This window comes from Burkholderia sp. BCC1988 (assembly GCF_905339895.1).
In the GTDB taxonomy this organism is placed as follows: domain Bacteria; phylum Pseudomonadota; class Gammaproteobacteria; order Burkholderiales; family Burkholderiaceae; genus Burkholderia.
In genome coordinates, this window is the sequence record NZ_CAJPHA010000003.1 from 157,405 (window position 1) to 176,233 (window position 18,829).

Below are 18,829 nucleotides of genomic sequence, written 5' to 3' on the forward strand. Positions count from 1 at the left end.
TATTCCCATGCCCCGCCGATTTGACCCGGTTTGCGCGGCCTGACGGCGCGCAACGCGCGGCGTGTCAGTTGCGCTGGCCGAACATCATCTGGCGTGCGATCGCCTTCTTGAGCGGCGGCACGAATTCGAGCGCGGTGAGCGCAGCGCCGCGCAGCAGCGGAAGAGGGCCGGCGTCGACGGTAAACAGGCGCGCGAGCGTGTCCGTCGCGCCGATCGTGAAGCGCCGGTCGAGCGCGCGCCGTGCGTTGAAGGTGGCGAGCGCGGTCGCTTCGAAGCCCTGCGTGGACAGCGCGTCGACGAGCGTGTGCGCATCGCGCAGTCCGAGGTTCAGCCCCTGGCCGGCGACCGGATGCAGCGTTTGCGCGGCGTTGCCGACGATCGCGATGCGCCCGTTGACGAGCGTCTGCGCCGCGTTCAATCCGAGCGGGAACGATGCGCGCCCCGCGATCGCGACGAACCGGCCCATCCGCTCGCCGAATGCAGCGCCGAGTTCGCGCAGGAACGCGTCGTCGGGAAGGGCGGCGCGGCGGGCCGCCTCGTCGGGCGCGCAGCACCACACGAGCGAATAATCGGCACCGCCAAGCGGCAGCAGCGCGAGCGGGCCTTCGTGCGTGAAGCGCTCCCAGGCGACGTTCGGGCGCGGCGCCGAGACGGTGACCGTGCCGACGATCGCGGTCTGGCCATAGTCGCGGCGTTGCTTGCCGGTATCGGCCTGCTGTTCGTGGAACAGCCCGCCTTCGGCGTTGATGACGATGCGCGCGCGCAGCGTGCGCTCGCCTTGCGGGCCGTCGAGCGTCAGCGTGACGCCGTCGGCGTCCTGTTGCGGCGTGTGTGCGGTGGTCGACGTGAGCCAGTCGACGCGCGTGCCGCGCACGGCCTGCGCGAGCGCCTGCACGATCGAGCCGTAGCGCACGACGTAGCCGAGCGCGGCGAGGTCGTGCTCGTCGCGATCGATCAGCGTGCGGCCGAAATGGCCGCGCTGCGACACGTGGATGTGTTCGATCGGCGTTGCGTCGGCCGGCCATCCGAGCGTGTCGAGCAGCACGCGGCTGCCGTGCGACACGGCGATCGCGCGCGGGTCGTTCGCGCTCGCGGCCGGCTCGCGCGCGTCGATCAGCGCGATCGACGCGTGCTGCGTCGCGCTGCGTCGGGCGAGCCAGCCGGCGAGCGCGAGCCCGACGGGGCCCGCGCCGACGATGGCGAGGTCATGGTCCGGCGTGGCCGGGGAGGAAGCGGTCGTCATCTGTGTTCGTGAAACGGGGTAACGGTCAACTGCGGGTCAACGGCAGGTCAACGGCAGATCAACACCGGGCCAACGGCGACCCGGCACCGGCGCGATGGCAACCTGCGGCACGCTCACGCGCCGTGCGCCGCGCCCGCACGCATCAGCGCCTCGATCTCGTCGGCCGCCACCGGCACGTCGCGCGTGATCAGCTCGCAACCGTGCTCGCGCACGATCGCGTCGTCCTCGATGCGGATGCCGATGTTCCAGTATTCGGGCGGCACGTCGTCGGCGGCCCGCACGTACAGGCCCGGCTCGACGGTGAGCGTCATGCCGGGTTTCAGCGTGCGCCACGGCAGCGCGCCGTTGGCGTCGCGCGCGGCGAGCCGCTCGCGGTAGTCGCCGCAATCGTGCACGTCCATGCCGATCCAGTGGCCGGTGCGGTGCATGTAGAAGCGTGCGTACGCGCGCTCGGCGATCACGTCGTCGACGCTCGAGAAGCGCGTCTTCGGGATGATGCCCGTATCGAGCAGCCCTTGCGCCAGCACCCGCACGGCCGCGTCGTGCGGCGCCTCGAACGGCACGCCCGCGCGCGTCGCGTCGATCGCGGCCTGCTGCGCGGCGAGCACGATGTCGTACAGCGTGCGCTGCGCGGGCGAGAAGCGCCCGTTGGCCGGGAACGTGCGCGTGATGTCCGACGCGTAGCCGTCGAGTTCGCACGCGGCATCGATCAGGATCAGGTCGCCGTCCCGCGCGGCCGCGTTGCCGGCCGGGTAGTGCAGCACGCACGCGTTCGCGCCGGCCGCGACGATCGAGCCGTACGCGGGTGCCTGCGCGCCATGCTTGCGGAACGTGTACAGCAGCTCGGCCTCGAGTTCGTACTCGCGGATCCCCGGGCGGCACACCTGCATCGCGCGACGGTGCGCGAGCGCGGAGATGTGTGCGGCACGCATCATGATCGCGAGTTCGTGTTCGTCCTTCACGAGCCGCATGTCGTCGAGCAGGGGCGTGAGGTCGAGCAGCGCGTCCGGTGCGGCGACGCCGCTGCGCGCCTGCGCGCGCACCGCATCGATCCAGCCGGCGAGCTGGCGCTCGAACTCGGCCGACGCGCCGAACCGGTAGTGCACGGTGCCCGCATCGGCGAGCAGGCGCGGCATTTCGGTGTCGATCACGTCGACCGCGTAGGCCGCGTCGAAGCCGAACGCATCGCGCGCGGCCTCGGGCCCGTAATGGAAACCTTCCCAGATCTCGCGGTCGGCATTCTTCGCGCGGCAGAACAGGATCGATTCCGGCGCGCCGTGCGACCCGGCCGCGTTCAGCACGAGCACGGCGTCCGGCTCGGTGAAGCCCGTCAGGTAGTGGAAGTAGCTGTCATGCCGGTACGGAAAGGCCGTATCGCGATTGCGCAGCATTTCCGGCGCGGTGGGAACGATGGCGACGCCGCCGCCCGCGGCGCGCAGTGCGGCAAGCACGCGTTCACGGCGCTGGCGGTAGACGTCGACGGCGATGGCGGTATCGAGGGGCGCATTCATCGTGCGATTGTAGCGCCGCCGGACGCGGCGCGTGAGAGACACGGCCGCAAGCCGCGCCGGACGGGGCTCGGCGGCGGCTGTTGCAAACCATCCACAGGCCGGACGGGCGATTTTCTATCGGGCCGCGCCGGCCGGTTATGATCGGCGACAACGTATACTCTCGGCAGTTCCCTTGAAAAGGCAGATGATGAAATTAATCGGTTCGCTCAGCAGCCCGTACGTCCGCAAGGCGCGGATCGTGCTTGCTGAAAAGAAGATCGACTACAAGCTGGAGCTCGAGAATGTATGGGCGCCGGAGACGGACATTCATGCATCGAATCCGCTCGGCAAGGTCCCGTGTCTCGTGATGGAGGATGGTGCCGCGGTGTTCGATTCCCGCGTGATCTGCGAATACGTCGACACGCTGTCGCCGGTCGGCAAGCTGATTCCGCCGTCGGGGCGCGAGCGGCTCGAAGTGCGGTGCTGGGAAGCGCTGGGCGACGGCGTGCTCGACGCGGCCGTGGCGATCCGTCTCGAACACACGCTGCGCGACGAAGCGCAGCGCAGCGCGAGCTGGATCGCGCGCCAGCAGCGCAAGATCGACGACGCGCTCGTCGCGATGTCGCAGGGCCTCGGCGGCAAGACGTGGTGCGTCGGTAATCATTACACGCTCGCCGACATCGCACTCGGCTGCGCGCTCGGCTACCTCGACTTCCGGATGTCCGAACTCAACTGGCGCGACCGCCATCCGAACCTCGACAAGCATTTCGTGAAGCTGTCGCAGCGGCAGACGTTCGTCGACACGCTGCCGCAAGGCTGACCGGCCGCCGCCGGCGGATCGGGCAGACAAGAGAAAAGCGCCCCGCGGGGCGCTTTTCTTTTTGGCGAGCCGCCCGGCGGCGGGCGCTCGCGCGTTACTCGATCGACGTGTAAACGGTTTCGCCGAGCACGAACGAATCGCTGCGCGCGATCGGCCACCACTTGTCGTACAGCGTATAGCCGCAGGTCTGGCCGTCGAGCAGCGCGCCGGGCTTCAGGTACTTCAGCAGCTGCGACATCAGCCGCACCTCGTGCGGCGCGACGCGCTGCACGATGTGATGCGCGCGCAGCTCGGACGGATGGCCGAGGCCGGCCGCCTGCACGAGTTCCTGCAGTGCGTGCAGCGTATTGCGGTGGAAGTTGAACACGCGCTCGGCCTTGTCGGGCACGACGAGCGCGCGCTGGCGCACCGGGTCCTGCGTGGCGACGCCGGTCGGGCAGCGGTCGGTGTGGCAGTGCTGCGCCTGGATGCAGCCGACCGCGAACATGAAGCCGCGTGCCGAGTTCACCCAGTCCGCGCCGATCGCGAGTGTGCGTGCGATGTCGAACGCGCTGATGATCTTGCCGCTCGCGCCGATCTTCACGCGATCGCGCACGCCGATCCCGACGAGCGTGTTGTGCACCAGCAGCAGGCCCTCCTGCAGCGGCACGCCGACATGGTCGGTGAATTCGAGCGGCGCCGCGCCGGTGCCGCCTTCCGCGCCGTCGACGACGATGAAGTCGGGCACGATGCCCGTCTCGAGCATCGCCTTCGCGATCCCGAAGAATTCCCACGGATGGCCGATGCACAGCTTGAAGCCGGTCGGCTTGCCGCCCGACAGCGTGCGCAGCCGTTCGACGAATTCGAGCAGCCCGCGCGGCGTCGAGAATTGCGAGTGCGTCGCGGGCGAGATGCAGTCCTTGCCCATCGGCACGCCGCGCGTCTCGGCGATCTCGGGCGTGATCTTCGCGGCCGGCAGCACACCGCCGTGGCCCGGCTTCGCGCCTTGCGACAGCTTGATCTCGATCATCTTGACCTGCGGATCGGCGGCCTGCTTCGCGAACTTGTCCGGGTTGAACGTGCCGTCCTCGTTGCGGCAGCCGAAGTAGCCGGACGCGATTTCCCAGATGATGTCGCCGCCGTTCTCGCGGTGGTACTTCGACAGCGAGCCTTCGCCGGTGTCGTGCGCGAACCCGCCTTTCTTCGCGCCGAGGTTCAGCGAGCGGATCGCGTTCGCGGACAACGAGCCGAAGCTCATCGCCGAGATGTTGAAGATCGAGATGTCGTACGGCTGCGCGCGATTCGCGCCGACCCGGATGCGGAAGTCGTGGTTCGGCAGCTTCGTCGGCGCGAGCGAGTGGCTGATCCATTCGTGCGCGACGGACTTCACGTTCAGTTCGGTGCCGTACGGACGGTTGTCGGCGACGTTCTTCGCGCGCTGGTAGACGAGGCTGCGCTGCGCGCGCGAGAACGGTTTCTCGTCGGTGTCGTCCTCGACGAAGTACTGGCGGATTTCAGGCCGGATGAACTCGAACAGGAAGCGGAAATGGCCCCACAGCGGGTAGTTGCGCAGGATCGCGTGGCGGTCCTGGTTCAGGTCGTACAGGCCGACGGCGACGAGGGCGACGGGGATGATGATCCACAGCCAGGAAAGCACGTGGATCGACGCGAGCGCGGCCGCGGCAACGAGCAGCAGGACGGCACACCACATCGCGAGGTAGCGTCTGGAAAGCATGGGGACTCCGTAAGAATCTTGAAATGCCGCCATGCGTACGCTGCGCGGCGGCGCACCGGCCGCGGCGGAATCGTGTTCCGCCGGGCGCGGCGTGCCGCAAGTCTAAACCGAATGGATGTCAGCGTGCTTCGGCGAGCGCACCCGCGCGGGCGGCCGCCGGTGCCGGCGCCGTCTGGCCGGTGGCCGCGAACTCGATGATGCCGCCGCCGAGGCAGATCTCGCCGTCGTACAGCACGGCCGACTGGCCGGGCGTGACCGCCCATTGCGCGTCGTCGAAGGCGAGCGAGAAGCGGGCTTCGCCGGCCGGGCCGGTTGCGGCGGCGCCGAACGCGCATGCCGCATCGGCCTGCCGGTAGCGCGTCTTCGCGCCGCACGCGAAGCCGTCGGCCGGCGGTTCGCCCGCGACCCAGCTCACGTTGCCGGCGACGAGCTCGCGCGACAGCAGCCACGGATGGTCGTGGCCCTGCACGACGTACAGCGTGTTCGACGCGATGTCCTTCGCCGCGACGAACCACGGCTCGCCGCTGCCGCTCTTGCTGCCGCCGAGGCCGATGCCCTTGCGCTGGCCGAACGTGTAGAACGCGAGGCCGATGTGCTCGCCGACCACCTTGCCGTCCGGCGTCTTCATCGGGCCGGGTTTCGTCGGAAGATAGCGGTTCAGGAAGTCGCGGAACGGCCGTTCGCCGATGAAGCAGATGCCGGTCGAGTCCTTCTTCTTCGCGTTCGGCAGGCCGATCTGCGCGGCGATCTCGCGTACCTTCGTCTTCGGGATCTCGCCGAGCGGGAACATCGTTTTCGACAGTTGCGCCTGGTTCAGCCGGTGCAGGAAGTACGACTGGTCTTTCGTATGATCGAATGCCTTCAGCAGTTCGAAGCGGCCGTCGCGCTCGCGCACGCGCGCGTAGTGGCCGGTCGCGATCATTTCCGCGTCGAGCGACATCGCGTGGTCGAGGAACGCCTTGAACTTGATCTCGGCGTTGCACAGCACGTCCGGGTTCGGCGTGCGGCCGGCCGAATATTCGCGCAGGAATTCGGCGAACACGCGGTCCTTGTATTCGGCCGCGAAGTTCACGGCTTCCACGTCGATGCCGATCAGGTCGGCCACCGACACCACGTCGATCCAGTCCTGGCGCGTCGAGCAGTATTCGCCGTCGTCGTCGTCTTCCCAGTTCTTCATGAACAGGCCGACCACGTCGTATCCCTGTTCCTTCAGCAGCCACGCGGTCACCGACGAATCGACGCCGCCCGACATGCCCACTACTACACGGCGCTTGCTCATTTGTTTACCGCCTGACGGTCGAATGCGTCCGGGCGCGGCGCGACCGAATGCGTGTGCACGAAATCGAGCGGAATGCGCCGCCCGGCCAGATAGTCGTCGACGCAGCGCATCACCGCGGGCGAGCGGTGACGCTCGCTGCACGCGCGCAACTCGTCGGCGCTCATCCACAGCGTGCGGACGATGCCGTCGTCGAGCACGTGGCCCGGCAGCGGCTCGCCGGCCGTGCCGCAGAACGTGAAGCGCAGGTAGGTCGCGCCGGCGCTGCCGGGGCGGTCGTAGTGCGCGAGATAGACGCCGACGAGCGCATCGGGGACGAACGGATGCGCGGTTTCCTCGAGCGTCTCGCGGATTACGGCGTCGGCGAGCGTCTCGCCGGCCTCGAGATGGCCGGCCGGCTGGTTGATGCGCAGGCCCGTCGAGGTTTCTTCCTCGATCACGAGAAAGCGACCGGCGCGCTCGATGAGCGCCGCGACGGTCACATGCGGGGTCCAGATTTCGGGTTTCATGGATTGGCATTTTACCGGTTGCGCCCGGACGCTGCCGGCCATCAAGTCAGACGAATCCGACCCCGGTTGCTTTCGCCCGTGGCCCGGTCGATGGCAGGTCGAACGACATGCGCCGCATTCCGCACGGCGCGGCGCATAAGCCGGACCACCGGCGGGCCGGGTGAATGGCGCGAAGCGGACGAAGAGGGCAAGCCGGACGAACGGGGCAAGCCGGACGAAGGGGGCAAGCCGGATGAAGGGGGCAAGCCGGACGAATCGGGCAAACCGGACGAACGGGGCGAAGCGGACGAATAGGGTGAACGGGACGAACGCCCTTCACCGATGCACGCCGTATCGCGCCCTTTTATGGCGCGACGATCGTCGCGACGCAGGCGGCGATCGTGTCCCGCACGCGCACGATCGCCGGGTCGCGCTGCGTGCTCGTGCGCCAGCCGATTTCCACCGGGTAGCGCGGCAGCTCGACCGGGCACGCGAGCGCACGCAGCGACGTCGACTGCGCGATCGCGCGGGCCGCGTGCGCCGGTATCGTCGCCACCGCGTCGGAGCCGGCGAGCAGGTACGGCAGCGCCGCGAAATGCGTGGTCGACGCCGCCACGCGCCGCTTGTGGCCGAGCGCGGCCAGCGCCTCGTCGACGATCCCGATCACGCCGCCCGACGACACGAGCAGGTGATCGCGCCGCAGGAAATCGGCGAGCGCGAGCGTGCGCGGCGCGCGCGCCCGGCCGGCCGGATCGATCAGGCATGCGTAGCCGCCCGTCGCGACCGCGCGCCGGCTGAGCCCGTTCGCCGAGAACCCGCCCGACGCGATCGCGAGATCGACGCCGTGCCGCAGCAGCGCGTCGCCCGCGATGCCGCTGTGGGTCTGCCGGAAGATCAGCCGGATGCCCGCGGCTTCCCGCGCGACCGCGTCGATCAGCGCGCGGCCGAGCGCAATCTCGAAGTCGTCCGACAGCCCGATCGAGATCGTGCGGCCGACCCGCTCGCCGCCGTCGGCCGCGATCGCGAGGCTCGCGCGGCAGCGGTCGAGCGCGTCGGACAGGATCGGCTTCAGCTCGTCCGCGCGCGGCGTCGGCGCGAGCCCGCGGCCGGTGCGCACGAACAGCGGGTCGGCGTAGATCACGCGCAGCCGCGCGAGTGCCGCGCTGACGGCCGACTGCGTGAGGCCGAGCCGCAGCGCCGCGCGGCTCGCGCCGCCTTCCTCGTACAGCGCCTCGAACACCTTCAGCAGGTTCAGGTCGAGCCCGGCGATATCATCCGTATTCATGTCAGTTATCGTTGTATCGATTTGATCGATGAAATGATATCGATAAAGATGGCGTCACCCCATTCACCGGAGACGTCCTCATGTCCACCTCAGTCATCGCCGCGCTGCAGATCGGCGCATCGCCCGCCGGCACGCGCGCCACGCTCGACACGATCCTCGGCTACGAAACCGCGATCCGCGACAGCGGCGCGTCGCTCGTCGTGCTGCCCGAGGCCGTGCTCGGCGGCTATCCGAAAGGCGAGATCTTCGGCACGCGGCTCGGCTACCGGCTGCCCGAGGGCCGCGACGCGTATGCGCGCTACGCCGCGCAGGCGATCGACGTGCCGGGCCCCGAAACCGACGAACTGGCCGCGCTGTCGCAGCGCACGGGCGCGAGCCTCGTGGTCGGCGTGATCGAGCGCGGCGGCAGCACGCTGTACTGCACGGCGCTGTTCTTCGATCCGCGCGACGGGCTCGTCGCGAAGCACCGCAAGCTGATGCCGACCGGCACCGAACGGCTGATCTGGGGGCAGGGCGACGGCTCGACGCTGCCGGTGGTCGACACGGCCGCGGGCCGCGCGGGCGCCGTGATCTGCTGGGAGAACCACATGCCGCTGCTGCGCTGCGCGATGTATGCGAAAGGCGTGCAGATCTGGTGCGCGCCGACCGTCGACGAGCGCGACCTGTGGCAAAGCTCGATGCGGCACATCGCGCACGAGGGACGCTGCTTCGTCGTGAGCGCCTGCCAGGTGCAGCCGTCGCCGCGCGCGCTCGGCATCGACGTGCCGGGCTGGGATCCTGAGCGGCCGCTGATCCGCGGCGGCAGCGTGATCGTCGGGCCGCTCGGCGACCTGCTGACCGAGCCGCTGATCGGCGAGGCCGGGCTCGTGACCGCGCGTATCGATACCGATGAACTCGTGCGCGCGCGTTACGACTTCGATGTGGTCGGGCACTATGCGCGCCCGGACGTGTTTTCGCTGCACGTCGACGAGCGGCCGAAGCGGTCGGTGGTGTTCGGCGAGTGACGGGCGCGACCGGGGCGCGGACGCCCCGGCGTGCGAATGGCGGCGAGGTGGCTTGACAGTCGGGCAGCCGGACAGACAGCCGGACAACCAGACAGTCGGGCGGCCGGACAGCCAGCCAGACCGCCGGACAACCAGGTAGCCGAACAGCCGAACAGCCGAACAGCCGAACAGCCGAACAGCGGCGCGTCATTCAGCGGGCAGCGGCCCGAGCCTGCCCGCCTCAGCGCATCGGCGCTTCCGCGATCCGCATGTAGTCGGCGATCCGCCGGCCTTCCATGTCCGGAAACTGCTCGTGCACGGAGATGTCGCCCATCCGCGCGATGTCGAAGGTGCGGAAGTCGTCGCGCAGCTCGCACCATGCGCCGATCGTCCAGCGTCCGCCCCAGTAGACGAGCCCGAGCGGCCACACGCGGCGCTTCGTGTGCGCGCCGAGCCGGTCGCGGTAGTCGAAGCTGACGACGTGATGCGTGTCGACCGCCTGGTGGATCGCGTCGACCTTCGCGCAGAACGTCTCGTCGATGTGGAACGACGGCGCGAACACCGGCAGGCGATCGAGCGCGGTGCGCTTGTCGGCCGGCATCGCCGACGCGATCTTCGCGAGCGCCGAACGCGCGCCGCCCGCGAAGCGCGCGCCGCCCCAGGTCTCGAGCATGCGCGCGCCGGCCGCGAGCGCCGCGAGCTCCTCGGCCGTGAACGTGAGCGGCGGCAGGCTCGCGTTGCGGTTCAGCCGGTAGCCGATGCCGGCTTCGCCTTCGATCGGCACGCCCGACAGCTGCAGGTCGCGCACGTCGCGATAGACCGTGCGCGGCGACACCGACAGCCAGTCGGCGAGCTGTTGCGCGGTCGTGAGACGTCGCCCGCGCAGCAGCTCGGCGATCTGGAACAGGCGGTCGGCACGGCGCGTCATGGCTGCACCTCGACTCCAACGGCTACGGGGACGTCGCGATGATAGCGCCGCGCCGGCCGAAGGGTAGACGCGCTCAGTGGCATTTCGGCGCGTGCAGGCCGACGCGGTTGCCTTCGGTGTCGATCAGGTAGCCGATGTAGCCGTAGTTGTTCGGCAACTCGACGACCGAACCCTGCACGACGCCGCCCGCGCGCTTCGCGCGTTCGAGTGCCGCGACGACCGACTCGCCGGCGTTCAGGTAGACGAGCACGCCGTTCGCACTCGGCTTCATCTGCTGCGGATCGAACACGATGCTGCCGCCCGTGCTCGACGCTTCGTGATCGAACATGGCCATCGGCACGCCGCCGATGACTTCGCGCTGCAGCGTCGTCTGCAGCACGGTTTCGTAGAAACGGATCGCCCGGTCGAAATCGAGGGACGGGATGTCGAACCACGCGATCGCGCGTTCCAGGGTTGCGGTGTCGGTTGCAGTTGCGGACGTCATGACGAGCTCCGTGTTGTTCGGGTTCTTGATGGAAACCAGCCTTGCATTGCGCCGGGATTGCAGTGTGACCGGGGGCTGCTGACAGCGTGCTGTCAGTAGTCGTGGCGACGCTGACAAATGACGCCGACAAATGGCGGCTTCGCTCCCACACCGACCGCACGGAACCTCGGCGGCGCGCGTGGCGCCGCTCGCCTGGGTGCGGCGGAAAGAAAAATGCCCGGCCGATTGGCCGGGCATCGTCACGGTGTCAGCAGGCGGCCGCAGCCGCCGCCTCGCGTATCAGGCGTCGCCTTCCGGCGTGGCCGGGCGTGCCTTCACGCTGCCGGCGATCAGGTCGAAGCGGAACAGCCGGCATTCGAGCGCGCCGTTGAACAGCGGCGTCTTCGCCGATTCGCGCAGGCGCAGCTGGCCCGGCAGCGAGCGGTCCGACGTCAGCAGGAACGCCTGCCAGCCGGTGAAGCGCTGCTTGAGCGCATCGCCGAGCGCGTTGAAGAACTCGCTGTCCGGTGCGTCGGTGTGCGTGCGGCGGAATGCGTCGTCGTTGCCGCGGTTGCGGCCCGTCTCGCGCACCTCGCCGCGCGCGCTGCGGCCGCGCACCTCGATCCGCTCGCCGTACGGCGGGTTCGCGAGGATGATGCCCGGGCCGTCGCACGGCGGCGTCATGCCGCGCGCGTCGACCTGCTTGAGCCACACCGACGGCACGCCCGCGCGCTCGAGGTTCGCGCGCGCCTTCTCGAGCATGTCGCCCGAGATGTCGCTGCCGTATACGCCGAGCGAATCGCGCTTGCCGCGCGCCGCGCGTTTCGCGTCGAGCGCTGCGACCTTCAGGCCCTGCCATGCGGTGATGTCGTACTGCTTGAGCTTCTCGAAGCCGAACCGGCGCTCGACGCCCGGCGCGACGCCGAGCGCGATCTGCGCGGCTTCCGCGAGGAACGTGCCGCTGCCGCACATCGGGTCGTACAGCGCGGTGCCGGGCGTCCAGCCCGTCAGGCGCAGGATGCCGGCCGCGAGGTTCTCGCGCAGCGGCGCCGCGCCCTTGTCGAGGCGCCAGCCGCGCTTGAACAGCGGCTCGCCGGACGTATCGAGGTACAGCGTGCACTCGGTGGCCGTCAGGAACGCGAACACGCGCACGTCCGGCGCGCCGGTGTCGATGCTCGGGCGCGAACCGGTCTTGTCGCGCATCCGGTCGCAGATCGCGTCCTTCACGCGCAGCGTCGCGAACTCGAGGCTCTTCAGCGGCGATTTGATCGCGGTGATGTCGACGCGCAGCGTCTGCGTCGACGCGAACCAGCGTTCCCACGGCTGCTCGAGCGCGAGCGCGTAGACGTCCTGTTCGTTGCGGTACGGGCGGTGCGCGATCTTCAGCAGGATCCGGCTCGCGATTCGCGAATGGAGGTTCGCGGCCATGCCGGCGGCCCAGCCGCCACGGAAGTGGACGCCGCCCGGCACCTGCGCGCCCGCGGTGAACGGCGCGCCATCCAGATGGCGGCCGGCGATTTCGGCCAGCTCGGCGGCAAGCGCCGCTTCGAGGCCGCGCGGGCAGGGAGCGAAGAATTCGTACAGGGTGGGCGAGGACATAAGGCGGGTGAGGACGTGCAAAAGTCCACTATTGTACGCGGCGCGGGCGCCCGGGGCCGGCGTTGCGTCGGATTCGGGACGCCGGCGCGGGTCGGCCGGCCGTGACGGGCGGCCCGCCGGGCCCCGCGCGGCGGCAATCGCCCGGGCAGGCGCACCGCCGTCGAACGCTCAGTGCGAGCCCGTCTGGCCGGCGCGCGCGGCCGTTCCGCCGGCCGGCCAGAACAGCGCGGACGGCTTCGCGAGCACCGTGCGGACGATCGCGCCGACCAGCGCGCGCACCTTGGTGCGGCGCAGGCTGCGCGAGCGCACGGCCATCGTGAACGCGAGCGCGAAGCTTACGAGCACGTTGAGGATCGCCATGCTCAGCACGCCGGCGCCGGCCCACCAGAGTTCGGGCGTATTCAGCGCGCCCTTGCCGAGCACGCCGAGCGCGATCCCGATCGAGCCGGCCGACAGCGTCACGTGCCGCACCTCGAACGGGAACAGGAACACGGTGACGATCGCGGGGATCAGGCCGAGCATCAGGCCGAGGCCGACGTTGGCGACCACGCCCGCGACGTTCGAGCGGCAGAAGTGCGCGAGTTTCGCGGCGCCCGACGCGCCGAGCGTGAGCCGCAGCCGGCGGTTGTACGTGAGCGCGTCGCCGACCCGGTGCAGCACGAACCAGTTGTCGGCCCAGCCCGCGAGCAGGCTCGACGCCCACAGCAGCACGCCCGTGAGCGCCGCATAGAACGGCGTCGGGCCCAGCAGCGAGAACGAATGCAGCGTCGCATGCGCCTTTTCCGGCGAGATCAGGTTCGCGTGCAGCAGGTTGCCCGCGAACAGCTGCACGAGCAGACAGACGGGCAGCACGACGAGCACGTTGCCGGAGATCGCCGCGGCCTGTGTGCGGATCAGCGCGATCACCGACGCGACGAACGCCTTCACGCCTTCCTCGTGACCGGTGTCGTCGAGCTCGCGCGCAAGCGTCGGCGCGGTCATCGCGGGCTGCTTGGTCGCGAGCGTGAAGTGCAGGAAGTGCATCAGCATGAAGCTCGCCGCGTAGTTGACGCCCGCGAGCAGCCCTTCGAGCATCGACTGCAGGTGCGCGCCGGTGATCGCGAACTTCACGCACACGGTCACGACGGTGACGAGCCCGCCGCCCGCGGCCATCCGCAGCATCTTCAGGTACTCGGCGCGGCCGCGCGAGATGTAGTGCTCGCCGGTGTCCGCGTTGGTCTCGACGAGCTTGCGCGCGAACAGCGAGAAGTTGCTGCGCACGAGGTGCGACACGCTCTGGCTGTTCTGGTTCGCGTCGACGAGCTCGGCCGTCAGGCGCGCCATCCCGCGCAGGTCGTCGCGTGCCATCCACGCGTTGAGCAGCAGTTCCGCGCGCAGGATGCGCATGCGCATCCGTTCGACCTGGAACACGATGTCGACCGACACGCCGTTGCGGTACAGGTGCGCGAACACGTCGTCGACCGCGATCCGGCATTCGTCGAGCAGCACGCGCAGGTAATTCACCTCGTGCAGCAGCTTGCTCGGGTCGCCGCCGTCCTCGACGGCCGCGTGCGCGGTCTCGACCGCGAGCATCGCACGCGTGAGGCGGTAGAACGGCTGCGTTTCGAGCGGCTTGCGCGCGTCGTCGTCGGACAGGCGGCTGCGCACCGTCTGCGACAGGCCGGTCGAGCTGATCTGGCAGGTCAGGTTGTGCAGCGCGGCCAGCAGGTCGCGCGAGAACGAGCCGGGCTCGTGGCGTTCTTCGTCGGTGACGTCGAACGAGATCAGCTCGGCGAGGCGGGCGAGCAGGTCATCGGGCAGCGCGTCGATCCATTGCGCGTCTTCCGGCGTCGGGAACATCAGCGTGAACAGCGCCGTCAGCTCGCGGCGGTTCGGCGCCGGCGGGATCAGCGACGAGTCGATGCGCTCGAACAGCGCGCCGAAGAAACCGGAATGCACGGGCATCCCGGCGTCGCACAGCAGCGAGATGCCGTCGCATTCGCGCAGGATCCCGCGCAGGATGCGCGCCGCGTGCGATTTCCATGCCGGGTTGCGGTCGAGCACGTGGAACAGGTAGCGCAGCCGCGCGTGCGCCGGATACGCGCGTGCGTCGGCATCGCGTGCGGCCGGCGTGTCGTGCGCGGCCTGCATCGCGCCGTTGCGGCGCAGCCAGTGCGCGAGCTCGATCAGCCATTCGCTGCGCTCGGCGTACGGCGCGTCCGCGTCGGCATGCGCGAGCAGCGCATCGAGCTGGTGGCCCGCATTGCGCGACGCGCGCCACTTCTTGATCAGGGTCGTCAGGGAACGAAACATAAACGGAATAGCGATGGCCCTGGACGGGCGGGTTCGGGATGCCGGCGGGAACACACGGCGCGGCGCCGGCGAGAACGGTGAAGCTGGTCGGGATGCCGGACGATGCGCGGCGACCCGCGATGCGGCTGCCCCGATACGGTGCACGCGAACACGCGTGCGAGCTCCGGGAGACGCGGCGGCCGGGCCGGCCACAACGGGCGGATCGCCGCCGGCTGGCGCGCGCGACAGGCGGCACGCGGCACGCGCCGGAAAGTGCGTAGGATCGTCAATCGGGCGCGAAAACGCAAGCCGACCGCATTGCATGGCGCCGGTTCCGGCGGATTTTGACAAACACTGCAAAGCGGCCGTCCGGCCGATGGATGCCGTGCTGCGTCGGCCGTGGCGACGAGGGCGGCGGGTTCGCGTGCGCGGCGGCGCGCGCACGCGGATCGATGCCGACGAGGACTATCGGGCGGCGCGTGCCGAATCCGGTCGCAGGCGCGCAGGCACCGGACGCCGGCCGCGCGCCGCGCTTACGCGCCGGACTTGACGCTCGCGCTCGCGTCGCCGCCGGGCGTCGGATTGGCCGGGCAGGGTATGACGGGCGCGGCGGCCGCCGCCTTGCCGGACGCGGTCGTCGACGGGGTCGAGCCAGCCGTCGAGCCGCGCCGCGCGGCGAGCGCGCGCACGCCGGACGCGGCCTGCGATGCAATCACGTCGAGCGCGCGCCGGTGACCGGCGACGAGCGCGTCGTAGCCGTCGGCGACCGGTTCCGCGACGCTCGTGCGGCAGGTCATCAGTGCCTGCGTGCCGACCGCGCGCACGCTCCACACCGCATCGATCGCCGCACGCTTGCCGGGCCACGACTCGAAGCGCTGCACGTTCACGCTGATCCGATAGACGGGCACGCCGGCCGGATACGCGGAATTCGCGACGTCGATCGTGCCGAGCTGCGCGGCGAGGTCATCGGACAGCGCGCGGCGGATTTCGTCAGCGGGCGGCGCGGCCCAGCGTTCCTGCTCGAGTACGTCGACCTGCGCGGCGTTCTTCTGCACGACGAGCTGGTTCTTCGCGACCTGTTCGGGCACGCCGACGGACGGCACCTCGATCAGGAACGGCGGGTTGGCGGGCGCGGTGCGCACGGGCGCCGCGGCGTCGGCCGGGCTCAGCGTATAGAACCGGGCGGGCGGCGAGCTGCACGCGGCGAGCGCGAGCGCGGCGAACACTGCCGCCGCGCCGCTCGCGAGGACGTTCACGCGTGTCGTCGTCATTATCGATCTCCTGATTTGCCCTTGAGCAGCGATTCGGGATGGCGCTCCAGATAGTCGGCGAGCGCGTTCAGCGATTGCAGCGTGCGCGTGAGTTCCTTCAGCGCACCGCGCACGTCGGACTGCAGCGGCGAATCCTGCTGCAGCGTCACCTCGGCGGTCGAGAAGGTCTGCCGCGCGGCCGACAGCGTGTCGCGCGCTTCCGGCGCGACCTGCGTGTCGAGCTGCTTGAACAGCTTGTCGGCATTCGACAGCGCGCTGTTCAGGTTCGCACCGATCTGGTCGAACGGCACCTTGTCGAGCTTCTTCGCGATGTCGGCGACCTGCAGCTGCAGTTCGTCGAGCGTGTTCGGCACGGTCGGCAGCTCGAGCGGCTGGCGCGCGGTGTCGATCTTCACGGCCGGCGCCTTCGGGAAGAAGTCGAGCGCGACGTACAGCTGGCTCGTCAGCAGGTTGCCCGTGCGCAGCTGGCCGCGCAGCCCGTGCTGGACCAGGCGCTCGACGATCTCGCGGCGGGCCGGTTCGCCCTTGCTTTCGATCGTTTCGCGGAAGCGCGGTCCGAGCCGCTCCGGATACACGTTCATCGTCACCGGCATCAGGAAGTTCTTGGTCTTCGGATCGAAGTCGATGCCGATGTTCGTGACTTCGCCGAGCACGATGCCGCGGAAGTCGACCGGCGCGCCGACCGCGAGCCCGCGCAGCGACTGGTTGAAGTTCATCACGACCTGCAGCGGCTGGCCGTCCGGATCGCGCATCGCGTCGGCCTCGTCGGAGCCGAGGCGGAAGGTCGTGTTGTTCGGCGCCGTCGCGCCGCTGTCCTGGTTCGGCGGCGTCTGGAACGCGATGCCGCCGAGGATCACCGTCGCGAGCGACTGCGTGTTCAGCTTCAGGCCGCTCGAATCGAGCCGCAGGTCGACGCCGCTCGCCTGCCACCAGCGCGAGTTCACGCCGACGTACTGGTTGTACGGCGCATTGACGAACACGTTGAACGTGACGCCGGTGCCGTCCTTGTCGAGCGAGAAGCCGACCACCTGGCCGACCTGCACGCGGCGGTAGTAGACGGGCGAGCCGATGTCGACCGAGCCGAGCGAATCGCCGCGCAGCACGTACTGCGTGCCCTTCTGGTCGCCGGTCACGGGCGGCGGCGTCTCGAGGCCGGTGAAGTCGGTCTGCGTGTCCTGCCCGTGGCCGGCATCGACGCCGATGTACGCGCCCGACAGCAGCGTGCCGAGCCCCGACACGCCGGTCGCGCCGATGCGCGGACGCACGATCCAGAAGCGCGAGCCCTTGATCGCGAAGTCCTCGGCTTCCTTCTTCAGCTGCACCTGCACCAGCACGCGCGACAGGTCTTTCGACAGCTTGATCGTCTTGACCGTGCCGATCTCGACGTCCTTGTACCTGACCTGCGTCTTGCCCGGCTCGAGCCCTTCCGCGCTGTGGAAGCTGATCGAGATTTCCGGGCCGCGCTCGCGCACGGACTTGATCACGAGGCCGATGCCGATCAGCGCGGCGATCAGCGGCACGAGCCAGACGAGCGACGGCAGCCAGCCGCTTTTCGTCGAGATCGCGGGATCGGGCGGCCGGGACGCATCGTGCTGCGGGCCTTGCGGACTATTCATGGTGTTTCCCTGAGGTTTCGACTGGATCCCAGATCAGGCGGGGATCGAACTGCATCGACGCGAGCATCGTCAGGATCACGACCGAGCCGAACGCGAGCGCGCCGGGGCCGGCCGTGATGACGGCGAGCGAACGGAAATGGACGAGCGCGACGGTGAGCGTCACGACGAAGATGTCGAGCATCGACCAGCGGCCGATCCGCTCGACGATCCGGAACAGGCGCGTGCGCTGCAGCGGCCGCCACGTGGCGCGCCGCTGCGCGCTGGTGACGAGGATCGTCAGCACGCCGAGCTTGAGCATCGGCACGAGGATGCTGGCGACGAACACGACGACCGCGAGCGGCCAGTCGCCGGACGTCCAGAAATAGATGACGCCGCTCATGATCGTGTCTTCCTGCGAGCCGACGATCGACGACGTGTGCAGGATCGGCAGCAGGTTCGCCGGGATATAGAGGATCGCGGCCGCGATCAGCAGCGCCCACGTACGCATGATGCTGTTCGGCTTGCGGATGTGCAGCGCGCTGCCGCAGCGCGCGCAATGCGCGTGCGGATGGTCGATCGTCTGCACGAGCCCGCATGCGTGGCAGCTGGCATAGCCCTCGCGGGCGGCGGTCGGCGTCGTCATCGGCGGGGGGCTTCCGGTCGCGGCGGGGTGGTGTCGGGCCGCACGGGCGAGCGCCCGGCGCGCAGGTCGTCGGCCATGTCCCACAGCGTGCGCGGATCGAACATCAGCACGACGGCGGTCATCAGCGTGAGTGCGGCGAACGCGAACAGTGCCGCGTCGGGCACGACGCGCGCGAGGCTCACCATCTTCACGATCGTCACGAGGATCCCGAGCATGAACACCTCGATCATCCCCCACGGCCGCACGAACTGGATCATGCGCAGCACGAAGTTCAGGCCCGGCGGCACGACGCCACGCCGGATCGGCAGCAGTACGTAAAGCAGCGCGGCCATCTCGACGAGCGGGAACAGCACGGTCGAACAGAACACCATCACGCCGACGATCTCCATGTCCTGATGCCACAGCGCGTCGATCGCGCCGATCAGCGTCGTCTGCACGCGGGTGCCGTTCAGGTCCATTTCGAGGATCGGGAACCCCTGCGCGATGATGAACGTGACGAGCGCCGCGACCGCCAGCGCGCTGATTCGCTCGATCTGCGTGGTGCTGTCGCGATAGAGCAGCGCGTCGCACCGCGGGCAGCGTGCGATTTCGCGGCGCGCGAGGTGCGGTTTATGCAACAGTGCGTCGCATTCGTGGCAGGCAATCAGGTCGTGTCGTTGCATGGGAAAAGCGGTTGTGCGACGGGCGGGAGACGCGTCGACGGGGCCGGAACCCGCGCCAATCTTACCAAAACGGCTTTTTCGACGTGTCAACGCCCGGT

16 protein-coding genes are annotated in these 18,829 nt (G+C 69.5%); 2 read left to right on the top strand and 14 right to left on the bottom strand.

Annotated elements, in window-relative coordinates:
• Window positions 1-64: 64 nt before the first annotated feature.
• Together U4012_RS05635 and U4012_RS05640 are read right to left on the bottom strand one after the other, a co-directional pair.
• Window positions 65-1,243 (bottom strand): UbiH/UbiF/VisC/COQ6 family ubiquinone biosynthesis hydroxylase, encoded by a 1,179-nt coding sequence (locus tag U4012_RS05635; protein WP_321796843.1) that lies wholly within the window; start codon window positions 1,241-1,243, stop codon window positions 65-67.
• Window positions 1,244-1,356: 113 nt separating this feature from the next.
• Window positions 1,357-2,754, bottom strand: a complete 1,398-nt coding sequence (locus tag U4012_RS05640) for an aminopeptidase P N-terminal domain-containing protein (protein WP_321796846.1) — start codon at window positions 2,752-2,754, stop codon at window positions 1,357-1,359.
• A 187-nt stretch (window positions 2,755-2,941) separates the two neighbouring features.
• Between U4012_RS05640 and U4012_RS05645 the strand changes: the two genes are divergently transcribed.
• Window positions 2,942-3,553 carry a glutathione S-transferase family protein gene (locus U4012_RS05645; RefSeq protein ID WP_044848297.1) on the top strand — a complete coding sequence of 204 codons (612 nt, stop codon included), beginning with the start codon at window positions 2,942-2,944 and terminating at the stop codon, window positions 3,551-3,553.
• 94 nt (window positions 3,554-3,647) lie between these two features.
• On the opposite strand, the gene U4012_RS05650 is transcribed toward U4012_RS05645, so the two are convergent.
• The 4 genes from U4012_RS05650 to U4012_RS05665 form a co-directional block, all read right to left on the bottom strand.
• Window positions 3,648-5,267, bottom strand: a complete 1,620-nt coding sequence (locus U4012_RS05650; protein WP_044848276.1) for an FMN-binding glutamate synthase family protein — start codon at window positions 5,265-5,267, stop codon at window positions 3,648-3,650.
• 118 nt (window positions 5,268-5,385) lie between these two features.
• Window positions 5,386-6,546 carry a tRNA 2-thiouridine(34) synthase MnmA gene (mnmA, locus tag U4012_RS05655; RefSeq protein WP_321796849.1) on the bottom strand — a complete coding sequence of 387 codons (1,161 nt, stop codon included), beginning with the start codon at window positions 6,544-6,546 and terminating at the stop codon, window positions 5,386-5,388.
• Complete coding sequence (locus tag U4012_RS05660) at window positions 6,543-7,052, bottom strand: NUDIX hydrolase (RefSeq protein WP_321796851.1); 510 nt, start codon at window positions 7,050-7,052, stop codon at window positions 6,543-6,545. The genes mnmA and U4012_RS05660 overlap by 4 nt, the downstream gene beginning before the upstream one ends.
• A 343-nt stretch (window positions 7,053-7,395) precedes the next feature.
• Window positions 7,396-8,316, bottom strand: a complete 921-nt coding sequence (locus U4012_RS05665) for a LysR family transcriptional regulator (protein ID WP_124520272.1) — start codon at window positions 8,314-8,316, stop codon at window positions 7,396-7,398.
• An 80-nt stretch (window positions 8,317-8,396) separates the two neighbouring features.
• Here U4012_RS05665 and U4012_RS05670 point away from each other — a divergent pair, with 80 nt between their 5' ends.
• Entirely contained in the window at window positions 8,397-9,320 is a 924-nt protein-coding gene (locus tag U4012_RS05670; protein ID WP_044848272.1) for a carbon-nitrogen hydrolase family protein, read from the top strand.
• A 220-nt stretch (window positions 9,321-9,540) separates the two neighbouring features.
• Here the strand turns inward: U4012_RS05670 and U4012_RS05675 are convergent, their stop codons facing one another.
• The 8 genes from U4012_RS05675 to U4012_RS05710 form a co-directional block, all read right to left on the bottom strand.
• Complete coding sequence (locus U4012_RS05675; RefSeq protein ID WP_044848271.1) at window positions 9,541-10,227, bottom strand: helix-turn-helix transcriptional regulator; 687 nt, start codon at window positions 10,225-10,227, stop codon at window positions 9,541-9,543.
• Window positions 10,228-10,300: 73 nt separating this feature from the next.
• Window positions 10,301-10,711 (bottom strand): VOC family protein, encoded by a 411-nt coding sequence (locus tag U4012_RS05680; protein WP_044848270.1) that lies wholly within the window; start codon window positions 10,709-10,711, stop codon window positions 10,301-10,303.
• A 279-nt stretch (window positions 10,712-10,990) separates the two neighbouring features.
• Window positions 10,991-12,289, bottom strand: coding sequence for a THUMP domain-containing class I SAM-dependent RNA methyltransferase (locus U4012_RS05685; RefSeq protein ID WP_044848269.1), 1,299 nt, complete (start codon window positions 12,287-12,289; stop codon window positions 10,991-10,993).
• Between the two features lie 168 nt (window positions 12,290-12,457).
• A complete protein-coding gene (locus U4012_RS05690; protein WP_321796858.1) occupies window positions 12,458-14,581 on the bottom strand; it encodes a site-specific recombinase in 2,124 nt (707 codons plus the stop codon).
• A gap of 512 nt (window positions 14,582-15,093) precedes the next feature.
• Complete coding sequence (locus U4012_RS05695; RefSeq protein ID WP_321796860.1) at window positions 15,094-15,831, bottom strand: PqiC family protein; 738 nt, start codon at window positions 15,829-15,831, stop codon at window positions 15,094-15,096.
• The gene (locus tag U4012_RS05700; RefSeq protein ID WP_044844014.1) at window positions 15,831-17,447 is read right to left on the bottom strand and encodes an intermembrane transport protein PqiB; all 1,617 of its coding nucleotides are present in this window, start codon (window positions 17,445-17,447) and stop codon (window positions 15,831-15,833) included. The genes U4012_RS05695 and U4012_RS05700 overlap by 1 nt, the downstream gene beginning before the upstream one ends.
• A complete protein-coding gene (locus U4012_RS05705) occupies window positions 17,440-18,069 on the bottom strand; it encodes a paraquat-inducible protein A (protein ID WP_124487981.1) in 630 nt (209 codons plus the stop codon). The genes U4012_RS05700 and U4012_RS05705 overlap by 8 nt, the downstream gene beginning before the upstream one ends.
• On the bottom strand, window positions 18,066-18,731 hold the full coding sequence (locus U4012_RS05710) for a paraquat-inducible protein A (RefSeq protein ID WP_044844016.1): 666 nt from the start codon (window positions 18,729-18,731) through the stop codon (window positions 18,066-18,068). Before U4012_RS05710 ends, U4012_RS05705 begins: the two co-directional genes overlap by 4 nt.
• Window positions 18,732-18,829: the final 98 nt, after the last annotated feature.

Bases quoted from the DNA above. Each gene is read 5' to 3' on its own strand.
- U4012_RS05675 (WP_044848271.1), bottom strand. From the start codon at position 10,227: ATGACGCGCCGTGCCGACCGCCTGTTCCAGATCGCCGAGCTGCTGCGC.
- U4012_RS05650 (WP_044848276.1), bottom strand. From the start codon at position 5,267: ATGCTTTCCAGACGCTACCTCGCGATGTGGTGTGCCGTCCTGCTGCTC.
- U4012_RS05690 (WP_321796858.1), bottom strand. From the start codon at position 14,581: ATGTTTCGTTCCCTGACGACCCTGATCAAGAAGTGGCGCGCGTCGCGC.
- U4012_RS05665 (WP_124520272.1), bottom strand. From the start codon at position 8,316: ATGAATACGGATGATATCGCCGGGCTCGACCTGAACCTGCTGAAGGTG.
- U4012_RS05695 (WP_321796860.1), bottom strand. From the start codon at position 15,831: ATGACGACGACACGCGTGAACGTCCTCGCGAGCGGCGCGGCGGCAGTG.
- U4012_RS05660 (WP_321796851.1), bottom strand. From the start codon at position 7,052: ATGAAACCCGAAATCTGGACCCCGCATGTGACCGTCGCGGCGCTCATC.
- U4012_RS05645 (WP_044848297.1), top strand. From the start codon at position 2,942: ATGAAATTAATCGGTTCGCTCAGCAGCCCGTACGTCCGCAAGGCGCGG.
- U4012_RS05635 (WP_321796843.1), bottom strand. From the start codon at position 1,243: ATGACGACCGCTTCCTCCCCGGCCACGCCGGACCATGACCTCGCCATC.
- U4012_RS05640 (WP_321796846.1), bottom strand. From the start codon at position 2,754: ATGAATGCGCCCCTCGATACCGCCATCGCCGTCGACGTCTACCGCCAG.
- U4012_RS05705 (WP_124487981.1), bottom strand. From the start codon at position 18,069: ATGACGACGCCGACCGCCGCCCGCGAGGGCTATGCCAGCTGCCACGCA.
- U4012_RS05710 (WP_044844016.1), bottom strand. From the start codon at position 18,731: ATGCAACGACACGACCTGATTGCCTGCCACGAATGCGACGCACTGTTG.
- U4012_RS05685 (WP_044848269.1), bottom strand. From the start codon at position 12,289: ATGTCCTCGCCCACCCTGTACGAATTCTTCGCTCCCTGCCCGCGCGGC.
- mnmA (WP_321796849.1), bottom strand. From the start codon at position 6,546: ATGAGCAAGCGCCGTGTAGTAGTGGGCATGTCGGGCGGCGTCGATTCG.
- U4012_RS05700 (WP_044844014.1), bottom strand. From the start codon at position 17,447: ATGAATAGTCCGCAAGGCCCGCAGCACGATGCGTCCCGGCCGCCCGAT.
- U4012_RS05670 (WP_044848272.1), top strand. From the start codon at position 8,397: ATGTCCACCTCAGTCATCGCCGCGCTGCAGATCGGCGCATCGCCCGCC.
- U4012_RS05680 (WP_044848270.1), bottom strand. From the start codon at position 10,711: ATGACGTCCGCAACTGCAACCGACACCGCAACCCTGGAACGCGCGATC.